Below are 21,285 nucleotides of genomic sequence, written 5' to 3' on the forward strand. Positions count from 1 at the left end.
TGGGACCTGCGGGTTACTTCGTGACCCTGATCGTCGTGCTGCGGGACACCGCGGTGAGCAGGCCGTTGCCGAGGTACCGGACCGTGACCTTGGTGGTCTTCTTCAGCTTGGGCAGCTTCAGGCTCGCCTTCTGCCCGCTGAGCGTCCTGGTCACCGTCTTGCCGCCAAAGGTGAAGGACACCTTGCCGGTGGCCGTCGTGCCGACCGCCTTGAGCGTGGCCTTGACGGTCGGGGTCGCGTTCTTCTTGACCTTGGCCGGTGCGGTGACCGTCATGCTCGGGGTCTGCTTGACGACGACGACCCTGACGCCCACGGCCGCGGCCGTGGTGGCGGCGTCCCCGAGGTAGCGGACCTGCAGCGACTGGGTGCCGACCGTGCTCCACGCGGGCGTCGTGATCGTCACCTTGCCGTCGGCGAGGGTGCCGGCGGCGATCGGCGTGCTGCCGCGCAGGATCAGCACGTTGCCGGTCGGGGTGTGGCCCTCGGCGCTCACCGTGACGGTGAACCGGCTGCGGTCCTTCTTCACCTCGGGACGGGCCGGGGTGACGGTGGCCGTCACCGTGGCCGGGGCCTGGGCGACGGTCACGGTGACCGAGCCGGTGCTCGGCAGGTTGTTGAGGTCGCCCGCGTAGGACAGGCCGAACGTGTTGTCGCCCACCTCGAGCGCCGACGCCGGGATGGTGACGGTGACCTTGCCGTCGACGACCTCGCCGGTGGCCACCTCGGTGGTGCCGTCGAGCACGGTGACGGCGCCGGTCGGCGACGCCCCGGTGACACCGGAGGAGGTGACCGTGATGTCGACGGCGGCGGACTCACCGAACGTGACCGGGTCGGCCTCGCCCGTGACGGTCGAGGCGACCGGAGCGCCCTGCTCGACCGTGATCGGCACCAGGACCTCGGTGCCCGTGGTGGAGCCGCTCACGGTCAGGTTGCGGACACCCGGAGCGGTGCCGCGCGGGATCGTGACGGTGACCGTGGCCTTGCCGGACTCGTCCGTCGAGGCGGCGTCGGCCTGGCCGGCGACCGTGCCCGGGTTGGGCACGGTGGTGTCGACCTCGAAGGACCCGAGCGACGTGCCGCCGAGGCTGACCGTGACCGAGGTGTCCTTGGGGTCGGTGACCCCGCCCGCGACGCCGGTCATGATGAGCGACGTCAGGTTGAAGGTGAGGGACTCGCCGGCCGCGACCGAGCTGTCCTGCCCCGGGAAGGCGACGCCGACGGCGCGCTGGGAGTGGTCGGGCACCAGCGGGGTGGTGCCGACGACCTGCTCGAAGTAGTCGACCTGCGCCTGCAGGTCGGCCTTGCCGGTGTCCTGCCGACCGGTGCCGTTGGCCAGCTCGCGGAAGTTGTCGCCACCGGAGGCGAGGAACGAGTTGACCGTGACCGAGTAGATCTGGGCGGGCAGGAGCTCGACGCCGTTGAGCGTCATGCTCGTGATCTCACCCTGCGTGTACGTCGCCTCGACGGCGTCGGTGGTCGACGGCGTCGGCACCACCGACGTCGTGTAGGTGTACTCGAACCCGTTGGACTGACCGAGCTTGAGGAACGGCCGGCTCGGCACGGTGCCTCCCGCGGTCAGCTGCCACTGCTGCTCGAGGACCGTCTCGAGCTGGGCGCCCGTCAGGTCCATGTTGACCAGCGTGTTGGCGAACGGCTGCACGTTGGCGGCCTCGCGGTAGGTGAGCCTGCGCGACCCGTCGGCGGCAGTGCCGACCAGGTCGGCCCGGAGCCCGCCCGGGTTCATCAGCGCGATCTGCGCCGAGCCCGACTCGGGACTGCGCGTCGCCCACCGCTGGATCTCGGCGACCAGGTTGCCGAGGGTCGACTCGCCACCGCGGTTCTCACGGATGCCGTCGCCGAACTTGGCCCGCGAGAACGGTGCCGCGATCTTGCCGACCTCGACGGCGCCGAGCGGCTCCGCCTTGGTGATGGCGTCGGCGACGATCGCGGTGACGGCCGGGTCGGGCTGGTACTGCGGGGTGAACGGGGCCGTCGGCAGCTTGAGCGGCAGGAGCGCCTGCCCCTTGGCCTGGACCGCACCGGTGGCGGTGTCGACCGTGAAGGTCAGCCGGTTGAGGTTGGTGCCGTACTGACCCGCGGAGACCACGGGGCGCTCGGTCACCGGGCGACCGGACCAGCCGGCGACCGGGAAGGAGCAGTCGTAGGCCAGGTGGGTGTGGCCGGACACGATGGCGTCGACCCTGTCGTTGACACCGGTGACGATGCGGCCGAACGCCGTCGACGCGTCGTTCATGGTCGCGCAGTTGGTGCTGGTCGCACCCTCGTGGACGAGGAGCACGATCACGTCGGCGCCGGCCTGCTCGAGGCGGTCGGCCTCGGCGTTGGTCGCGGCCACGATGTTGGTGACCGTGACGCCCTGGATGCCGTCGGGCGAGACCAGGGACGGGAGGTCCTCGGTCACCGCGCCGACGAAGCCGACGCGCACGTCGCCGAAGTCCTTGAACCAGGACTCGGCCAGCTCGTCACGCCCGTTGGGCTCGTTGATGTTGGCGGCGATGTACTCCCACTCGGCGCGGCTCTGCACCCGGCCGACGAGGTCCTCGTAGCCCTGGTCGAACTCGTGGTTGCCCGCAGCGGAGACCTCGAGGCCGGCCTCGTTGAGCGCGTCGATGGTCGGCTCGTCGTTCTGGATGAACGACTCGAACGTCGAGGCACCGATGAGGTCACCGGCGGCGGCGAACACCGTGTCGGGGTTCTGGCCGCGCAGCTGCTTGACCGCTCCGGACAGGATCGCGGCTCCGGCCTGCTGGTCGACCGAGGTGTTCGGGCCCGGCGGCGTACCGGTTGCGCTGCCCGGGGCGCCCGCGGCGTTGTTGAGCAGACGGCCGTGGAAGTCGTTGATGCCGAGGATCTGGATCTGGCGCGTGGCCGGCTCCTGGACCGTCAGGACCAGGGTGTCGGTCGCGGCGGGGTACGTCGCGTCACCGGCGTAGCTGACCGTGAGGGTGTAGGTGCCCTCGGCCAGCCCGGAGCTGTCGACGGCGACGGTGGCCGTGCCGTTGGCCAGCGTGGCGGTGCCCAGGGTGGTCGCGCCGTTGGTGACCGTGACGGTGCCGGTCGGCGTGGCGCCGGTGCCGGTCACGGTGACCGCCAGGGTCGTGTCGCGTCCGGGGATCACCGTCTTGTCGTCGGCGGTCACCGTGGCCGTCTCCTCGACGACGTCGGGGACGTTGATGCCGACGATCTCGGGGTTGTGGTCGGAGGCCCGGAACGGGCTCTCGGTGTAGAGGTTGGTGACGTTGTAGTTGAACCGGCTGTACTCGTAGTACACCGACTCGTAGGCGTTGGTCGCCCAGATGTCGACACCGGTCACGTCGGGCTCGGCGGCCTCGTTGACCAGGACGTGGTCGAGCGAGCCGATGCCACCGTCGAAGGTGTAGCTCTTCTCTCCCGGCTCGACGGTCGACTCCAGGTTGGTGTAGCCAGCCGCCTCGAGGGCCTGGATCGGGTCCTCCTTGGAGTAGGCGTTGAAGTCACCGGCCAGGTAGATCTTCTCGACGCCGCGCGCGGCGGCGAACTCGTCGGCGAAGTCGACGAGGGCCTCGGCCTGGGCCACCCGGTCGGGGTTGGCGTTGCCCTGGCCGGTGCCATCGTTGGTGCCGGAGCCCTTGGACTTGAAGTGGTTGGCGATCACGGCGAAGCCCTCGGCGTCGTCGGTGCCGGTGGCCTTGAAGACCTGCGCGAAGGGCTCACGAGCGTTGCTGAACGGGGCCGAGCCGACGAGCACCTGCGACGCACCCACGAGGGACACGGTGGCCGGGTTGTAGATGAAGCCCGGACGGATGACGTCTTCCTCGGCGACGGTCGGCAGCACGGCGGGCGAGTCGACGAAGGCCCAACGGGGCGGGCCGCCGGCGTCGGCGTTCAGCGCGTCGACGAGGGCCGAGACGGCCTCGTCACGGTCGACGCCGTCGACCTTGCGGGAGTTCTCGATCTCCTCGAGCGCGACGATGTCGGCGTCGAGGGTGTTGATCGAGTTGACGATCTTGACCTGCTGGCGCGCCAGGTTGGCCGCGTTCCAGGCACCGCGGGGACCGTTGTCGCCCGAGCACGTGCGGGTGCTGATCGGGTTGCCCTGCCGGTCGCTGTAGGCCTGGCAGCCCGCGACGTCGGCGCCCAGGGTGGTGAAGTAGTTGAGCACGTTGAACGTGGCGAGCGTGAGGTCGCCGCCGACGTCGGCGGGCTTGAGGTTCTGCGCGCGCGTCTGCTCGAAGTCGATGGTGCCGCTCGGGTCACCGACGACCTGCTGCTGGGGCAGGAAGCGCCAGACGCCGAAGCCGAAGTTGAGCACGACCGGGTCGGTGAACGTCACCGCGGCGGCGACCCGGACCGAGTGGGTGGCCGTGAGCCAGGGGAAGGGCTGCCCGGTGTTGGCCGTGTAGTCGGTGCTCGACCCGTCGTCGAGGATGATCCGGTGCGCGTCGTTGTAGGCGCGGCGTGCGGCGATGCCGGCGGCGTCCTGGGCGTCGACGGCCTCGGTGAGGTTGACCAGCGGTACGTCGCTGTTGGCCGCGAGGCCGATCTCGCCGTCGAACGTCGAGCGGGTGCTCGGGAACGGGGACCCGTCGTAGACGTCGGTGACGGTGTAGTCGGCGGTGGGCTGGAACAGTTCGCCCTCGTGGACCTCACGGGCGGCGTCGAGCGCGGCGCCGGTCAGGCAGTCGGTGCCCGGCAGGGCGCACGTCGTGCCCGGCACCTGGGCCTGCGCGACGACGGCCGGCAGGGCGGGCGTCACGGGGCTGACGTTGGTCGCCGCGATCTGGGTGGCGCCGGAGAACTCTCCGGCGGCACCGGTCACCCGCACCGAGTCGCCGACGGCCGGGTAGGACGCGAAGCCGCTCGGGCCGCCGTAGACGAAGACGCCGTCGGAGGCGTCGGGCGTGTTGGTGGTGCCGCCGGTCTGGATGAAGAAGCCGTTGAGGCCGCCGGTCGGGAACGACGCGGTCACGACGCCCTGCGTGGTGACGGTCTGGCCGAGCAGCGGCGTGGTGGCGCCGGTGCCCTGGACCTGGGCGATCGAGATCGGGGCGGCGGGCTCGTTGACGGTGATGACGAACTCGGTGGTCGCCGTCGCGCCGCTGCCGTCGGTGACCGTGGCGGTCACCGTGGTGGTGCCGGTGGCGGTGGGCGTGCCCGAGACCGTGCCGTTCCCGGCCAGCGTGAGGCCGGCGGGCAGGGTGCTGGAGGTCCACGTGTACGGCGTGGCGCCGCCCGCGGCGGCGAGCGTGAACGGCGTGATCGCCTGGTTCACGGCGAGGGTCTTGTCGCCCGGGTCGGTGGCCGACAGGGCGGAGGTGCCGCCGCCGGAGGTGATGTTGATGTCGTCGATGCCGACGAGCTCGTCGTTGCCCACGGCGTTGGTGGTCAGCACGCGGACGAAGACGCTGGACTGGTTGTCGACGGCCGCCGGGAGCGGCACCGTCTTCGCGGTCACCTGGGTCGCGGCGCTCGCGGTGGTGGCGTCGGCGATGTAGCCGGCCGGGAGGTTGGTGTAGGCACCGGTGGCACCGACGCGGTACTGCACCGCGACCTGCTGGATCGCGTTGTCCACGGAGACGTCGAGGTCCTTGGCGTTGAACGCGAAGGTGGTCCCGGTCTTGCCGGTCAGGTCGAGGTGGAACACGACGTGCGGCGCACCAGCAGAGCCGCTGCCCTGGATGGCGATCGACTGTCCGTCGACCTCGATGACCCCGCCGTTGTTCGCGGTGGCCGGCTGGTTGGCGACGACGTCAGTCGTGGTGCTTCCGTCGGCGACCAATGTCTGGGGGTCGACACCGGTAGCCCCGGTGAGCTCGGCGCCGAGGTAACCCTGGACGCCGGGGACGCCGGACCAGCTGTCGTTGGCGGTGATCAGACCGGCGTTGGACCAGTCCTGGACGTACGGGAACGTCGAGATCTTGGTGGAGACGTCGGCTTGGGCGGGAGCGAACCCGAGAGCGAGAGGAGCGGCCACGAGGCCGGCGACGACGGAGCCGATCAGGCTCCGGCGCGCTGAGACGTGCTTGAACACAGACAGAAGACCCTTCGAGGGACGAAAAAGAGCACAGCAGGATGGCACAGCGCGTGGGGGAAGAACTGAACGGTAACCGCGACCGCCGACAGATTGTGAAGACTCTGGGCTAACAACTTCAAAACACCCGGCCGGGTGCCTCAGGTGGCGGCAGACGTCCGGTCGTGGCGCGCGCGCCAGAAGTCCCGGAAGAACTCGTAGCCCGACCACAGGGTCATCGCGACGGCGCCGGCCAGCAGGACCTGGGCGGCGTAGAACACCACGTCACCGGGCACGTCGGCCCAGCCGTCGAGCTGGCGCAGCGGCAGGGTGAGGAACCCGAGAGCGCCGGCCTGCAGGGTGGTCTTGATCTTGCCGTTCTGGGAGGCCGCCATCACGACGTCCTTGGCCACCGAGAGGCGCAGCAGGGTCACCGTCCACTCGCGGGTGAGCACCACGATCGTCACCGCCCACCAGATGTCACCGGTGATCGAGAGCGCGACGAACGCCATCCCGGTCAGCGCCTTGTCGGCGATCGGGTCGGCGATCTTGCCGAAGTCGGTGACCAGGCCGCGGGCGCGGGCGATGTCGCCGTCGACCTTGTCGGTGATCATCGCGATCGCGAAGACCACCCAGGCCAGGGTGCGCCACAGCACGGAGTCGTGGTCGTGGCCGAGCAGGAACCAGCCGTAGACCGGCACCAGCGCGATCCGCAGCACGGTGAGCGCGTTGGGCAGGTTCCAGTTGCTGACCTGCCGGTCCGGCGCGGGCTGCGCCGGCTGCTCGGTCACCGCGCGGACCCGGTCGGCCGGGCGACCAGGTCGACCCCGTCGGTGCCGACGACGAGCGCCGGCACGAGGTCGCCGACGGCGTACGACGCGTCGGTGAGAGCGGTGGTGCCATCGACCTCGGGGCCCTGGTGGGCGGCACGGCCCTCGGCCACGCCGTCCTCGACGGACTCGACCAGCACCAGCACCTCCTCGCCGAGACGCTCCTCGGCCCGCTGGGCGGTGAGCTCCTCGACGAGTGCGGTGACGTGCTGGGCGCGGGCCCACACCTCGTCGGGGTCGAGCTTGTCGTCGTAGGAGGCCGCCTCGGTGCCGTCCTCGTCGGAGTAGCCGAAGACCCCGGTGACGTCGAGACGGGCGGCCTCGAGGAAGTCGCACAGCGTCTGCAGGTCGTCCTCGGTCTCGCCGGGGAACCCGACGATGACGTTGGAGCGGACGCCGGCCAGCGGGGCGTGCGAGCGCACCTGCTCGAGCAGCCCGAGGAAGCTCTCGGGGTCGCCGAAGCGGCGCATCCGGCGCAGCACGGTGGCACTGGCGTGCTGGAAGGACAGGTCGAAGTACGCCGCCACGCCGGGCGTGGTGGCGATCGCCTCGACCAGGCCCGGGCGGGTCTCGGCCGGCTGCAGGTAGGACACGCGGACCCGCTCGACGCCGTCGATCGCGCTCAGCTCGGGCAGCAGGGTCTCGAGGAGCCGCAGGTCGCCGAGGTCCTTGCCGTAGGAGGTGGAGTTCTCCGAGACCAGGAACAGCTCGCGGGCGCCCTGGGTCGCCAGCCACTGCCCCTCGGCCAGCACGTCGGAGGGACGGCGGCTCACGAACGAGCCGCGGAAGCTGGGGATCGCGCAGAAGGTGCAGCGCCGGTCGCAGCCGCTGGCCAGCTTCAGCGGCGCCAGCGGACCCGACTCGAGCCGGGCACGGGGCGCGACCTCGGGGGCCTGCCGCTCGGCGGGGCTGATCGGGAGCAGCAACCGGCGGTCGGACGGCGTGTGCGGGTGGTGGGTCTCCCCCGCCACGATCGAGCGCAACCGCCCGGCGATGTCGGGGTAGTCGTCGAACCCGAGCACCGCGTCGGCCTCGGGCAGCGACGCGGCGAGGTCCTTGCCGTAGCGCTCGGCCAGGCACCCGACCGCGACGACCGCCTGGGGGCGACCGGACTCCTTGAGGTCGGCCGCCTCCAGGAGCGCGTCGACGGAGTCCTTCTTGGCCTGCTCGACGAAGCCGCAGGTGTTGACCACGACCGTGTCGGCGTCGCTGGGGTTGCTCACCAGCCGGAACCCGTCGGCGGCCAGCCGACCCGCGAGCTCCTCGGAGTCGACCTCGTTGCGTGCGCACCCGAGGGTGAGCATCGCGACGGTGAGCTCGGGGTTCGCGGGCGCGGTGTGGGTCGTCATGGCTACCTCCCAGTATGACGGCCGCGGCCGGGGGTGCCCGAATCCCCGGTCGCGGGGCCTGCCGCTCACCGTGCGGCGGCAGCCGACGCCGTTCGCCGCGGTGCCGTGAGCGACGTTCGCCTTCTCGCGGCCCTCGTCGCACGGGGGACGGCTCGGACGACCGACACCTGGCTCGAGTCGGCGCTGCTCCTGGCGGGGCCCGGGGCGATGAGGATCGGCTGCATCGACGGTCGGAGTGGGCATGGACAGTGGGATGCAGACCGTGACGTCCGCCGATGGCACGCAGATCGCCTACCGGAGAGGCGGACAAGGGCCGCCGGTCGTGCTGGTCGGGGGCGGGCTCGACGACGGCTCGGAGAACGCCGTGCTCATCCCCGGGCTGGCGGACGACTTCACCGTCTACAGCCACGCACGCCGCGGACGCGGCGACAGCGGGGACACGCCGCCTTATGCCGTCCAGCGTGAGCTCGAGGACCTGGCGGCGCTGCTCGACGCAGCCGGCGGCTCGGCGCACGTGTTCGGCGCGTCGAGCGGTGGGGCGCTCGCGCTGGAGGCGGCCGCAGCCGGCCTGCCGGTGGGTCGCCTCGTGGTCTACGACGTGCCGTACAGCGTCGGCCCTGAGGCGGCCGCGCGCTGGCGCGCCTACCGCGAGGACCTCGACGAGGCGCTGGCGCACGGGCGGGCCGACGAGGCGCTCGCGGCGTTCATGCGGCTGGGTGGCGCCAGCGAGGACGACCTCAGGGGCGCGCGCGAAGCGCCGTTCTGGGACGGGTTGCTCCCGCTCGCACCGACGCTCGCCCACGACGCCGCGGTCCTCGGTGACGGTGGACCACTCCCGGACCACTTCGCCCGCATCGGGCAGGAGACCCTCGTCCTCACGCGGACGACCTCCGATCCCTTCATGCCTGCGCTTCCCCTCGAGTTCTTCGAGGCAGCAGCCGAGGCCGTGGCCACGGCCCTGCCGCACGCCAGCAGGCGCCGCATCGACGCACCCGGACACGCAGTCGACGCGGCGGCCGTCGCCCCGCCGGTACGGGCGTTCCTCGCCGGCTGACGGCGCCGCACGGGACAGGACGGGCGCGACGGCCTCTCCTGACCGGCGGCCTCAACCGCCGTGGTCCTCGATGTCGACGATCAGGCTGGAGAAGCCATGGTCACCGTGGCCGCTGGCCACCCGCCTCCGCATCCGCTCGCGCACCTCGCGCATCCTGACCGTGTCGACGCCCCACGACTCGCGGTGGTCCACCAGGTCGTCCATCAGGGCCAGCTGCACCGAGAGAGGTCCGAGGTCGGGCGGGTACTCCCCGTCGCGGACCGCCTGCCCGATCATCTTCAACAGCGCGGGATAGGCCTCGATCGAGTCGGCGACCCGGGCAGCGAACGCGAGAGGGTCGACCCCTTCCCTGCGCACCAGGTCCAGGGCGTGGAGGAACCCGACGAGCAGCTCGTAGGCCACCGCGACCTGTGCCATGAACTCGACCGAGGCCAGGCCCGCGTCCTCTCCGTGGTACGCCGGCGTGCCGAGCTCGCGGAGCACCGGTTCGTACGTCTCGTACGCCTCCCGGGAGCCGCTGAAGAAGAGCATGACGTGTCCGGTACCGAGGTCCGGAGGATCGCCCATCACGCCGCCGTCCAGGTAGCGCGCGCCGTGCTCGGTCGCCCACTGCTGGACAGCGCGCGCACGCTCGGGTGAGCCGCTGGTGACGTTGACCAGCGTCGTCCCCTCGACCGCCGCGCCCACGGCTGCGAGCACCGCCTCGACTGCCTCGTGGTCGAGGACGCACAGCACCGTGAGGGGGCTCGCAGCGACTGCCTCGGCCGCGTCTCCGGCGACCGAGGCTCCCAGGTCGGCCAGGGGCTCGGTCTTGCTCACCGTGCGGTTCCAGACGGTGACGGCGTGCCCGTTCTCGACGAGGACTCGGGCCATCGCCGAGCCCATGGCCCCCAGTCCGAGCACCGTGACGGGCAGCGCCCGGTCCTTCTCCGCCCTCGCTCCTGTTGTCGTCATGCCACCAGTCTTGAACTTCAAGCGCACTTGAGGGCAAGCGCAGCACGTGTGCGGCTACGGAGCGGTCCCGTTCTCCTCCGCCACGGCGGGCGAGCCCGCACGCTGCCGGTCGGGGATCGCGAGCAGCAGGAGCACGACGGCCAGGGCGAACGTGAACGGCAGCACGTAGCGACCGCTGGCACTGAGCGGAGAGGCGCCGGCGATCGCGAGCTGCAGGGCGAACGGCAGCGCCCAGAGCCAGGCGAAGCGGCGACGCGCGGCGATGCCGGCGACGAGCAGCACCACGACGGCGATGGTCTTCACCGTGTGCGACATCGTCGGACGGCACAGCGGCGAGCCGAAGCAGTCGTGGCCGACGGTCTGCACGCGCGAACGCATCGCAGCGTTGAGGTCGATCGGGGAGACCTGCTGGTCGCCGATCGTCCGCTCGTAGTACGGGGACCACGGCGGGTAGAAGTTGGTCCCCTCGCCGAGCGGGTCGAGGTAGCGGTAGGACTTCAGGAACAGCGAGTCGACCACGGTGTCGGGGTGTCTCGCGGCCACCCGGGCCACGAGGCCGTCGAAGCCGTCCCAGTCGGACGGCCGCACCGTGCGCCACCGGAACGTCCCACCCTTGTACCCGTTGACCGGCCCGGTGGACTTCATCGGGTCGAAGGTCTGGGGGTTGAAGTCGGCGACCATCTCCTCGAGGTCGAACAGCGGCGCCAGCTGGTCGCGTTCCTCGGCGGTCAGCGCGTCGGGGTGCTCACGGATGACGAGGGCGAGCGTCTGCATCTGCACCGCCCGGGTCTCGACGGGGTCGGACGGGATGAGGGTGCCGGTGGCGGTGAGCGCCGCGACGCTGCCCTGCACCAGCAGGGCCGGCACCGCGAGGGCGACGAGCGGCGCCCACCGACGCCGTCCGACGAGCAGCAGCGCCGCAGCCTGGGCGACGAGCACGATCCAGCCGAACTGCACGCTGGCCGCCATCAGCAACGAGACCAGGGACGTCTCGGCGACCCAGCGGCGGCCCACCGGTTCGGTCCCGTGCAGGTGCTGGGCCAGCAGCGCCAGCCACCACACGAACGCCGCGGCGAAGAGCTGGTTCTTGTGCAGCGACATGCTCCACAGCGGGATGAGCGGCGTCGCGCCGAGGAGTCCCAGCGCCAGGGCCCGGTGGCGCCAGTCGGTGACGAGACGGCCCAGGACGGACAACGCGCGGGTGAACCCCGCCAGCGCCACCAGCGCGGAGAGAGCCGAGAGAGCGACGACGCCGGCCACGACGCCGCCGGTCAGCTCGATGCTCAGCCACGCGAAGGAGCCGAAGAGGAGCATCACGAAGAACGGGTGGTGGTTGGACCACAGGCGCTCCCCCTCGGGCACCAGGTACGCCGAGGTCGGGTAGTCCTCGAACGGCGCCGTCGTCTCCGGCGTCCCGAGCGCAGGACCGGCGAAGTCGGACCGGACCTGCAGGAACTCGGTCATCATGTTGGCGGCGTCGGGGCTCGGCTGACCCGGGAACGACGTGACGTACCAGGGCAGCCACATCAGGGCCAGGAGCGCCAGGACTCGGTACCACCTGGCGAAGACGTGGTCGAGGAAGACCGGCAGCCGCGCCAGCACGCGTGGGGCGGGGACCACCGACGCCGCCTCCCGCCAGCCCCCGACCCGACGGACCGCCCACCTGAACGCGGCCGCGTACACCAGCAGGACGGCGGCGAACAGCACCAGCACGACGACAGGCTGGGCGCGGACCTCCCGCGTCACCATCAGGTACGGCGACGTGTCGGACGTCCGTCGGTGCTCGAGCAGGCCGGCGGTGGCGGCCGCGGCGATCGCCGCCACGGTCAGCCACGCCACCGCCCGGGAGGCCCAGGTCGCCGACGCAGCGAGCACGCCGCGGAGCACCGCTCCGCCGCCAGGACCGCCCCTGACCTCCGAGGGTGGCGGCGGCGTACGGGACGACGACGAGGGCGAAGACGCCGCACGGAGCGCTCCCTCCGTCTTGGCGGTCTGGGTCACCGGGACGGGTCAGGGACGGCGGAACCGGGCCACGATCACGTCGTGGTCGGTGTAGGTGGTGGGCTCGATGGTCGCCCGCACCCGGCCGAGGCGGGGGTCGGCGTAGACGTGCTGGATGCCCGGCGCCTGGACGGCCGCCGCGTCGGTCACGGTGCGGAAGGGCCGGTCGAGGCAGGCAGGCAGGCGGTTGACGTCGCCGGAGGCGACGACCGGCTGCAGGCGCGCGAGCCGACGGACGGTGTCGGCGAGCTCGGCGCACTGCCCGTCGTTGGCTGCCTGGGCGGCCGGGGTGCCGCGGGTGGAGAGGTGGGTCCCGCAGACGGTGAGTCCGTCGGTGAGCACGCAGGCGAGCCGTCGCTCCTCCGCGCCCTCCTGGGCCGCGTAGGCCTGGTCGCGCACCGCGAGGGCGGGCTCGTCGGTCAGGACCGCGTTGCCGAACTCGCCTCGCTCCCCCGGCGTGCGGCACGGGAGCGCGGCACCGCGGTAGATGACGGTGGAGAAGTGCACGTGCAGGCCGGTCTCGGCGGCCACGCGCTCGGCGTCCTCACGGCACGACTCGTTGAGCACCACGACGTCGGCGTCGTGCTCGCGCACCAGGTCGATCGTCTCCTCGACGACGGCCGGGTACTCGGTCTTGCCGAAGCAACCGGCCAGCCCGGAGAGGCACTGGTTGACCTGCAGCAGCGTGACCTCGCGATCGCGATCGCGGTCGCGACCGGGTCCGTGACGCTCGGCACCGTCGCTCCCGGCGAGGACCGGCTGCGCCGTGAGGAGCAGGGCGGCGAGGGCGAGCACGACCAGGAACGGCGTGCGGATGGCGAGCAGGCGGGTGCGCATGGAGGGCTCCGTGGGGTCCGAGACGTCTGGGGGCCTCGATCCCACCGAGTGGGGCGCTCGGGCCCGCCACGCAGGGGTGGCCGGGCGCCGAACCCCAGGTGAAACCTCGGCGCGACGGCCGCCCGAGCCACGGGGTCCGGCCGTCCCGGGACAACCAGGAGCGTCGACCGGGCGTCACAGGCCGGTGAGCACGGAAGCGTCCACGACGGCCCGGTCCGGCACCATCGCCGTCGTCGCGCTGCCGGCCGGCGTGGTCGCTGCTCCTGGCGCGTCCGCCCGGGCTGGTCGGAGATTCCCGGTGCGGGCGTGCAACCGGTGGCGGGGTGCAGACGTACCTCTACTGACAGATGACGCGACAGAGGAGGACGGCCGTGGACGAGGCTGAGTTCGACGAGTTCTACACCGCCTCGTTCCGCCGGGTGACCGGCCAGGTGTACGCGATGATCGGTGACCTGGACGAGGCGCAGGAGTGCGTGCAGGAGGCGTTCGCCCGCGCCTGGTCACACCGTCGCAAGCTGGAGCGCGCCGAGCACCCCGAGGCCTGGGTGCGCACCACCGCGCACCGGATCGCCATCAGTCGTTGGCGTCGCCGCAGCCACGCGCGGCGCCCACCGGATCGGGCGCTGGCCGCGCCCACCAGGGCGGTCGCGCCCGACGAGCAGCACGTCGCGCTGGTGCGGGCGCTGGCGCAGCTGCCCGAGCCGCAGCGGCGCGTCATCGTGCTGCACCACCTCGTCGACCTGCCGGTGGCCGCCGTGGCCGTCGAGGTCGGCGCCCCCGAGGGGACGGTCAAGGCCCGGCTCAGCCGCGGCCGAGCCCTCCTCGCCCATCTGCTCGCCGAGGACCCCCAGGAGGGCATGAGCCATGTCTGACCCCGTGAACGACCGGCTGCGCGATCTCGCTGCCGCCACCGCCACTGCCACCGCCGCGGTGCGCCCGGCCAGCCCCGCCGAGGTGCGGCGCCGGGGCGACCGGCTCCGCCGGCGCCGTACGTCGCTCGCGGCGGCGGGCGCAGCGCTCGCCGTCGCCCTGGTCGTCACCCCCGCGGCGGTGCTCGCCTCCGGGGGCGGCGACGACGCGCGGCCCGCTCCGCCGTACGCGACGACCAGCGACCCGCCGAGCGAGGGGCCGACCAGGACGGCGACTCCCGACGCCGTCGAGTCAGCGATCCCGGACACCTTCCCACTGACCGCGCGCTACCCCGCGACCGACGGCGACGGCACGCCCGTCGTGGCGACGCAGACACCGGGGGTGACCTCGATCGATCCCTGCGAGCAGACGGCGTGGGCACCGCCCTCCGACGCCCTCGACGTCGCCGGGGCGACCTACGGGGGGGCCGAGGACGGCCGGGCCCGGAGCCTGGTGCTCTACCCCACCGCCGAGGCCGCGGCCGCCGCGCTGCAGGCCTTCCGCGACGCCGTGGACGACTGCGCCGAGCAGGGCGAAGCCAGTGGCAGCGCCTGGTCGGAGTCCGAGGCGGCGTTCGGCCAGGACTCGGTCATCGTGACCCGCCGCGACCTCACCCAGGGCCAGCCGGACCCGGCACTGACGGTCCACCAGCTCGTCCGGGTGGCGAATGCGTTGCTCGTCGACGTGAACGGCGGCGACGCAGGCGCTACCGACGCGTCAGGCAGCGCGTTCGTCGGCGTCGTCGTGGAACGCGTCCGCCCTGCCGTCGAGGCGATGGCGGTCTTCGCCGACGGCGAGTCCGCGCCGACGGACACTGACGGCGTTCCCGACCTCTCTCCCACGTTCGCTCCCCACGCACGCCACCTCCCGGCCCGCGACCGGCTCACGCCCTGGGAGGAGGTCGAGACCACCGACGAGCAGCTGGTCGGGTGCCAGCCCGAGGCCAGGCTGCCCGCCGTGGAGGTCCTCCGGCGCACCTTCACCGCGCGCATCCGTGCGACCGACGGCCTGCCCCCCAGCGAGGACGTCGCGGCCCAGGTGCGGATCTCGATCCTGCAGTACGCCAGCGAGGCCGAGGCCGAGGCCGCAGAGGCCACCGTCACCGGCTGGATCCGCGACTGCGACGACCCCGCCGACTCCGGTCTGGCCCGTGCCGAGCGCCAGGGCGACCCGACCGAGATCGAGGCCGGGACCTACGCGACCTGGGTCTACCCAGCCCCCCAGACCTGCACCGGGTGCGACGGCGTGTGGTTCGAGCGGATGAGCGTCCTGGCCGACCTGGGTCGGATGGTCGTGGTGTCCTACCGCGAGCTCGGCGGACCCCTGGAGCCCGAGGGCCTCGACTCCTTCATGCGCGAGGTGATGCTCCAGGCCGCCGGCCGCAGCATGCCCGGCTGACCGACCAGGCTGGCACCACCCGGTCGTGACGAGCTGCGGTCGACGTCGACAGATCCTGGAACGACCGCCGCCCGATCGCGACGATGGCCCTGGTGCTCGTCGGCGGAGGAGACAGGATGCCCACGACCCGGCGCAGGAGGTGCACACCATGGGCGAGCGGTTCTGCTCCGACCCGGGGCGAGCAGGCCGTCGACTTCTACAGGGCCGAGGCTCTCCAGCTCTGTGTCTGCGAACCGGACTGAGCGCCAGCACGTCGATGTACGTCGAGTCACATTCGGCGCTTTCTTGGAACGATCCAAGGCCCGCCGTTGCTGAGGGAGACATGACCACTTCATCCACTCTCCTGGCAGAGGACCTCAACTCTCTGCACACCTCCTACGTGCGGGCGATCAACTCCGCCATCGAGTCCGGCAACGACGACTCGGTCCAGGACCTGGCGGCCGCTCACGACCGTGAGAAGGCCGCACTGGTCGCCGCGCACGAAGGCAGGACCAGCTCGCGTCCTGGCTGGTTCCGCCGCCGCTGATCCTCGCGGCGAGGCTGCTCCGTCGCCGGAGCCGCCTAGTCCGCTCCGGGGGCGACGAGCCGGGCGTAGATCGCGTCAAGGCCGTCGGTGAGCGCCTGGGGCACGCCGGCGTCACGCATGCTCCGGGCGAAGTGCTCGTTGAACCCTCCCGGGGTGGCCACCTCGGCGGCCAGGCCGGCGAGGTCGGGCGTTCCGTCGAGCTGCGCGGCCAGTCCGCGGTGGACGGCGGCGACGTGCCGGACGGCGTCCGCGCTCGGCACGCCCTGGGCGGCGACCCAGGCGGCCAGGGCGGCGAGCTGCTCGAGGTGCGCTGCGATCGTCGCGGCAGGTACCCCGAGTGCGTCGAACGAGCGCTCGTCGGCGGTGACGATCACGTCCCCCAGCCGCGACCAGAACGCCACGGCGTCGGGTTCGTCCGGGTGCACGGGGATCGAGCCCTGACGCGTGGCGACCGACGGCAACGGGTCGGCCACGGCAACCCGGGCCGGCACCTCGACGAGCCGCCGCACCTCGGCCAACCGGACGCCGGCCATCACGCTGAGCACGAGCTGGTCGGCACGGAGCTCGAGAGGCGCGAGGACCTCCTTCGCCCGGTCCGGGTGGACACTCACCAGCACGACGTCCGCTGCGTCCACCACGGCCTGGTTGTCGGCTGCCACCGCCACGGTGGGGTGACGGGCAGCCAGCTCTGCTGACCTGGCAGCCGAGCGCGGTGAGAGGACCACGGGCGGCGGGTCGTGCAGGCACAGACCTGTCACCACGGCCGCACCCATCGCGCCTACCCCGATGACGCCGAACGTCGCTGACCGGTTCGCCACGAGCAGCAGTGTGCCACCGGGATCGGGGTGCCAGCGGTGAAGCGAGCGCGGCTGACCGGGTTGGCCCACCGGTTCCCGTCCGGCACCACCGAGGTCCAGGCCCGACCCGACGGCACCGTGCGGGTGCTTCGAGCACAGGTCACCCAGATGCCCGTCGCCGGCCCGTTCTTCGGCGCGGTGGTGCGGCTGCAACCGCCGGCCTCCACGCCACCGGCGCTCGCGGCACGCAGCGGCCGGGCGGCCGACAACGACCTGACCGTCATCCGCGAGTTGCTCACCGCTCGCGAGCACACCAGCGGGTTCACCACGAGGAGATCGCCGCCGCCCAATGCCGTCGGGGCATCCCGTTCCCCGAGGAGCTGACGCTGTTGTTCTCGTTGGTCCGCGAGGGGGTCCTCGTCGACGCCGAGCGGTCGGGCCGTGGCGGGGCGTGGCGGCGATGGCGGGACCAGCGACAGGGACGCGTGCCGTACGCCGAGGCAGTGGTCGACCTGGACACGGGGGCCACCGGCCTCGAGAGCCTCGTCGACCCGCACGACCGGTGGGGCCAGCCCGACCGTCCCCTACCGGCCCTCCGGACGGTCCGGTCGGACGACGTCGTGCAGCCGGCGATCGCCGATGCCGGCTGGGTGGCCCGCCGACGACGGCGGCGGGAACCGCTTCGCGCTGGACCTGGTGCCGGGACCGGCGGGGCGGGTGGGTCAGGTCGTCCAGTTCGACCACGAACGCTCCGACGAGCCACCGGTGCTGGTCGCGCACTCGCTGCAGGCGTTCCTGGAGGGCGACTGGGTCCCAGACCGCTGGGCCTCTGGCGGCCACGCCCCGGAGGCGCACGGCACTCCCGAGGAAGCACCGAGAGGCGAGGACCTCGACCTGACCAGGGGCGCCGACGCCGCCGCCGACCCCGACTCCGCGGTAGCAGCCATCCGGGCCCGCCCGCAGCTCCAGCGGCTCGTCGCGACAGCGACGACCTGGAACGCCGCGTTGCGGGCAGACGTCGTGCCGAGCACCCTCGAGGTGGCGACCGTGGCGGACGCCGACGACCTCACCTTTGCCGAGCACCTCGACGTCGTCGACGGTCTACGCGCCCGCTTCGGCGGCGCCCCGGTGCACCGCGAGGAGCGCGTGCTCGACGTGTGAGCCTGGAGCCGGACGAGGGTCGAGGTGTGCCTGCTCCGGCTCCGGGCGGTCGATCGACCTCAGGCGTGCAGGGAGTTGTCGTAGCCCAGACCGAGGTCGATGACCGGCAGGGCGGCGAGCCGCTGCGATGCGCCGACCATGCCGCTGAACCCCACCGAGATCGACTGGATCGTGATCGTGGCCCAGGCGACGAGGTCGGTCAGCCACTTCACGACCTTCGGGATGAACGTGAGGATCAGCGCCGGGACGTACACGGACACCGCGAGGGTGATGAGGGCCGAGATGGTCTCGGAGACGAAGGTCTTGGCCGAGAACATCTGGCCCGCGACCCACTCGCTGGCTGCCGCCATCTCGCGCAGGAGGTCGGGGACCTCTTCGAGGTGCGTCTGGGCGTCGAAGAACTGGGCCCGAGCGGCGAGTGCGGCGTTGCCGTCCCACGACTCCGTCACCGCCCAGGCATGCTCACCGGCGTTGTGGCGGGTGGCGTCGAGCCAGTCGGCGAACTTCAGGAACATGTTGCTCGCGCTGCTGACCGCGGCCCAGTCCCCACCGAACTGCAGCTCCACCCACTCGACGGGGTCGGTGCCGAGCGCCGCCTCGAAGAGGGCGGACAACCACGCCGGCACGGTCAGCGAACCGAGCACGTCGCCGGCCTGGTCGCTGAAGTAGATCCAGTCGTTGGGGTGGGGAGGGCTCACGTGGTCGAGCGGGTTCCTCAGGACCATTACCAGCGGTCCTCTTCGGGAACGGGCACCATCTGGTCGTAGACGGCGTCGGCAGCCTGGGCCTCGGCCTCGTCGGTCTCGCGGTAGTAGGTCGCCGTCTCGCCGAGCTCGTCGGCCGACCAGGTCCAGAACGCGTCGAGCGAGACGAACAGACGCTGCAGCACGTCGCCGGCATCGCGGACCTCACGGACGGCGTCACGGAACATGCCGGACCCGCCGTCGGACGGCAGGCACATGATGTGCCGTTCGGTCCACGTCACCCCCGCCCGCGCGTAGGAGACCTCGTCGCGCAGCAGCGCTGCTTGCTGGTCCAAGGCGTCCGGGTCCACGGTGAAGGACATGGGGGCGCTCTGCCCTCGATACCGGCCCGCCAAACCCTGGCCCGCCATCCCGCCATCCCGCCATCCCGCCATCCCGCCGTCCCACCGACGGCGTCAGCGGCGGTCGGTCGACACGGGACCGCGCGGCTTCTCGGGCTCGGGGCAGCGGGCCGGCGCACCCGGGAACTGCCGGCGACCGCTCGTGGGAGACGTGCATGCTGCCCTGATGACCGACACAGACCCGGTGCAGTCGCACCCTCCAGCAGGACCGCCCGCGCCTGGCCCCGACACCACCGTCATCCGAGCGGCTCGCCCCGAGGACGTCGCGGTCGTCGCGGGCTTCGTGCGCGACCTGGCCATCGCTGAGTCCTACCCCGGCGAGGTCTCGGCGCGCGTTGCCGACGTCCACGACGTGCTCTTCGGCCCGGAGGCGTTCGCGCACGCGCTGATCGTCGAGGTCGACGGCCGTCCTGTCGGCTTCGCCCTCCACTACCCCACCTACAGCACCGTCACGGGAAGGCGCGGCGTTCATCTCGAGGATCTCTTCATCGCAGAGTCCTATCGCGGTCACGGGCTGGGTGAACGCCTGATGCACCGGCTCGCAGACGAGGCTCGGAAGACGCGCGGGCGGCTCGAGTGGTGGGTGCTCGACGACAACACCGCAGCGCACCGCTTCTACCAGCGACTGGGCGCACGGATGGTCGACGAGGTCAGCGTCTGGCGACTCGACGGTGAGGCGCCGTGACTCCCGCCGCACGGCGCCCACCGGCCCACGCGGTTTCCGACACCCCGGCCCCGGGAAGGCGCTCGTGCCGTGTCCCGGAACGGGCCAGGAAGGCCAGGACGGAGGAGTGATGAGGACGCAGACCAGCCCCGGACCAGCGGTGCGGGCACGGTGACGGCCAGTGGATGGTCGCAGGCCGGTCCGCTCGCCGACCGCCTGCGAGCAGTGGCCCGGCAGCTCAGCACCACCGCGGTGGGCGAGCAACGGGTCTGGCAGTGGTCCCTGCTGGTCCGCGACGGCGCGACGTCCGTCCGGGCGGCACCTCTCGCCGAGCCGACCGAACGTGCTCCTGCGGCCCTGGGCTCGCTCGCCAACGACCTCCTCCGGCGCGACGACCTGCCGCCGGGCGTGGTCCAGCTCGTCGCCACGACCGACGGACGGGTGCGGGCCCTGCACGCCGACGTCCAGGACCCGCGGGACTGGGGCAACCTGTACGTCGGCGCCGCGCGGCTCCGCGACGACCAGGACGCGGGACCACCGCCGCTGCGCCCGCTCACGTCCGCCGTCGCGGACAACGACCTCGACGAGATCCGTCGGCTGCTCGTCGACCGCGGCCACGGGTCGGGTCACCACCCCGAGGAGATCGACGCCGCCGAACGCGCCCGCGGCGTGCGCTTCCCCGAGGAGCTGCGGCTGCTCTTCTCGACGGCCCGCGAGGGTGTCCTGGTCGGCACCGCCGACGAGGACGGGGACGACGGGGCAGACGAGGACTGGGACGAGGACTGGGACGAGGACGAGGACGACCTCCAGCCCTACGCGGTGCTCGCCGAGGGCCTCCTCGCCGGCACGAGCGGCCCCGGCACCGTCGTGGACCCCGCGGCGCGGTGGACGGACCTCGGCCGCCCGGTCCCGACGCCGCCGGCGGCCGGGGACGCCGACGTGGTCCAGTCGGCCGTGGCCGACCCGGGATGGGTCGCGTTCGCACACGACGGCGGTGGCAACACCTACGCCGTCGACCTGGTGCCGGGTCCGGCCGGGGCTTCCGGGCAGGTCGTCCTGTACCACCACGAGGACAACGGCGGGCCCTCCCTGGTGGCGCCGTCGCTGACGGCGTTCCTGCGCGGCGACTGGGTGTCGACGTCGTTCGAGGTGTGGAGTCCGGTCGTCCCTCCGCACTCCGGGGTCGCCGACCCGGCCACCGCCACCGAGGTCGCGTTCGGACCTGACGACGACCTCGCACCGTGGCGCGGTGCGACCCGGCTCGCCTACGTCGAGATCACGGCGGCCGCGCTCGACGAGGCAGGTCTCGAGACGCTGGCGTCCTGGCCCCGGCTCCGGGCGATGAGGGCGAGGGCGCACCTGTGGGCCCAGCTCGTCGAGCGAGACGCCGTCCCGCGCTCGCTCACGGTGGCCACGGTCGACGACGACCACGACCTCGATCTCGCCTCCCACCTCGACGTCCTCGATGCGCTGCGGGCGGGCGCCGGGCTCGGTCCGGTACCCCGCGACGCCTTCGACGTCCCGGTCGACGGCGGTCTGTTCGGCGGTGACCCCTTCGGCGGCTGAGCCTGCCGCGGGAGGCGCCTCCCTCGCCCGGCACGGCGCCGACACGCCTGCCGACCTCACCCACGCGACCGCCCTGGCCCTGCTGGCCGGCTACTCCGTCGTCCACTGCCTGCCGTGCCTGGTG

At 72.4% G+C, this 21,285-nt stretch carries 17 protein-coding genes; 8 read left to right on the top strand and 9 right to left on the bottom strand.

The features are described from left to right. Nucleotides 1–13: 13 nt before the first annotated feature. The 3 genes from AC4MBH_RS20015 to rimO form a co-directional block, all read right to left on the bottom strand. Nucleotides 14–6,031: an ExeM/NucH family extracellular endonuclease gene (locus tag AC4MBH_RS20015; RefSeq protein ID WP_491797158.1), complete on the bottom strand. Its 6,018-nt coding sequence runs from the start codon at nt 6,029–6,031 to the stop codon at nt 14–16. A 140-nt stretch (nt 6,032–6,171) separates the two neighbouring features. Beyond that, on the bottom strand, nt 6,172–6,801 hold the full coding sequence (gene pgsA, locus AC4MBH_RS20020) for a CDP-diacylglycerol--glycerol-3-phosphate 3-phosphatidyltransferase (RefSeq protein WP_491797159.1): 630 nt from the start codon (nt 6,799–6,801) through the stop codon (nt 6,172–6,174). Further along, nucleotides 6,798–8,189, bottom strand: coding sequence for a 30S ribosomal protein S12 methylthiotransferase RimO (rimO, locus tag AC4MBH_RS20025; protein WP_491797160.1), 1,392 nt, complete (start codon nt 8,187–8,189; stop codon nt 6,798–6,800). Before rimO ends, pgsA begins: the two co-directional genes overlap by 4 nt. Before the next feature lie 253 nt (nt 8,190–8,442). On the opposite strand from rimO, the gene AC4MBH_RS20030 reads away from it, so the two are divergent. Further along, on the top strand, nt 8,443–9,243 hold the full coding sequence (locus AC4MBH_RS20030; protein ID WP_491797161.1) for an alpha/beta fold hydrolase: 801 nt from the start codon (nt 8,443–8,445) through the stop codon (nt 9,241–9,243). A 51-nt stretch (nt 9,244–9,294) separates the two neighbouring features. Here the strand turns inward: AC4MBH_RS20030 and AC4MBH_RS20035 are convergent, their stop codons facing one another. The 3 genes from AC4MBH_RS20035 to AC4MBH_RS20045 form a co-directional block, all read right to left on the bottom strand. Beyond that, a complete protein-coding gene (locus tag AC4MBH_RS20035; RefSeq protein ID WP_491797162.1) occupies nt 9,295–10,197 on the bottom strand; it encodes an NAD(P)-dependent oxidoreductase in 903 nt (300 codons plus the stop codon). A gap of 54 nt (nt 10,198–10,251) precedes the next feature. After that, nucleotides 10,252–12,072: a DUF6020 family protein gene (locus tag AC4MBH_RS20040; RefSeq protein WP_491797163.1), complete on the bottom strand. Its 1,821-nt coding sequence runs from the start codon at nt 12,070–12,072 to the stop codon at nt 10,252–10,254. 135 nt (nt 12,073–12,207) lie between these two features. After that, nucleotides 12,208–13,035 carry an endonuclease/exonuclease/phosphatase family protein gene (locus tag AC4MBH_RS20045; protein ID WP_491797164.1) on the bottom strand — a complete coding sequence of 276 codons (828 nt, stop codon included), beginning with the start codon at nt 13,033–13,035 and terminating at the stop codon, nt 12,208–12,210. 371 nt (nt 13,036–13,406) lie between these two features. On the opposite strand from AC4MBH_RS20045, the gene AC4MBH_RS20050 reads away from it, so the two are divergent. From AC4MBH_RS20050 to AC4MBH_RS20060, 3 genes are all read left to right on the top strand, one after another. Continuing rightward, nucleotides 13,407–13,907, top strand: a complete 501-nt coding sequence (locus AC4MBH_RS20050) for a sigma-70 family RNA polymerase sigma factor (protein WP_491797165.1) — start codon at nt 13,407–13,409, stop codon at nt 13,905–13,907. Continuing rightward, nucleotides 13,900–15,342 (top strand): hypothetical protein, encoded by a 1,443-nt coding sequence (locus AC4MBH_RS20055; RefSeq protein WP_491797166.1) that lies wholly within the window; start codon nt 13,900–13,902, stop codon nt 15,340–15,342. The genes AC4MBH_RS20050 and AC4MBH_RS20055 overlap by 8 nt, the downstream gene beginning before the upstream one ends. Before the next feature lie 322 nt (nt 15,343–15,664). After that, nucleotides 15,665–15,868 (top strand): hypothetical protein, encoded by a 204-nt coding sequence (locus AC4MBH_RS20060; protein ID WP_491797167.1) that lies wholly within the window; start codon nt 15,665–15,667, stop codon nt 15,866–15,868. 35 nt (nt 15,869–15,903) lie between these two features. Here AC4MBH_RS20060 and AC4MBH_RS20065 read toward each other — a convergent pair whose 3' ends face one another. Beyond that, a complete protein-coding gene (locus AC4MBH_RS20065) occupies nt 15,904–16,755 on the bottom strand; it encodes an NAD(P)-binding domain-containing protein (protein ID WP_491797168.1) in 852 nt (283 codons plus the stop codon). Here AC4MBH_RS20065 and AC4MBH_RS20070 point away from each other — a divergent pair. After that, the gene (locus tag AC4MBH_RS20070) at nt 16,723–17,049 is read left to right on the top strand and encodes a hypothetical protein (RefSeq protein ID WP_491797284.1); all 327 of its coding nucleotides are present in this window, start codon (nt 16,723–16,725) and stop codon (nt 17,047–17,049) included. The genes AC4MBH_RS20065 and AC4MBH_RS20070 overlap by 33 nt on opposite strands. 255 nt (nt 17,050–17,304) lie before the next feature. Then, nucleotides 17,305–17,826: an SMI1/KNR4 family protein gene (locus AC4MBH_RS20075; RefSeq protein WP_491797169.1), complete on the top strand. Its 522-nt coding sequence runs from the start codon at nt 17,305–17,307 to the stop codon at nt 17,824–17,826. A gap of 59 nt (nt 17,827–17,885) precedes the next feature. Here AC4MBH_RS20075 and AC4MBH_RS20080 read toward each other — a convergent pair whose 3' ends face one another. Continuing rightward, nucleotides 17,886–18,524, bottom strand: coding sequence for a hypothetical protein (locus AC4MBH_RS20080; RefSeq protein WP_491797170.1), 639 nt, complete (start codon nt 18,522–18,524; stop codon nt 17,886–17,888). Nucleotides 18,525–18,550: 26 nt separating this feature from the next. After that, the gene (locus tag AC4MBH_RS20085) at nt 18,551–18,892 is read right to left on the bottom strand and encodes a hypothetical protein (protein WP_491797171.1); all 342 of its coding nucleotides are present in this window, start codon (nt 18,890–18,892) and stop codon (nt 18,551–18,553) included. Nucleotides 18,893–19,082: 190 nt separating this feature from the next. Between AC4MBH_RS20085 and AC4MBH_RS20090 the strand changes: the two genes are divergently transcribed. After that, nucleotides 19,083–19,616, top strand: a complete 534-nt coding sequence (locus AC4MBH_RS20090) for a GNAT family N-acetyltransferase (protein ID WP_491797172.1) — start codon at nt 19,083–19,085, stop codon at nt 19,614–19,616. Between the two features lie 150 nt (nt 19,617–19,766). Then, a complete protein-coding gene (locus AC4MBH_RS20095) occupies nt 19,767–21,161 on the top strand; it encodes an SMI1/KNR4 family protein (RefSeq protein ID WP_491797173.1) in 1,395 nt (464 codons plus the stop codon). Nucleotides 21,162–21,285 lie beyond the last annotated feature (124 nt).

This window comes from Nocardioides sp. WJ219, assembly GCF_058559815.1.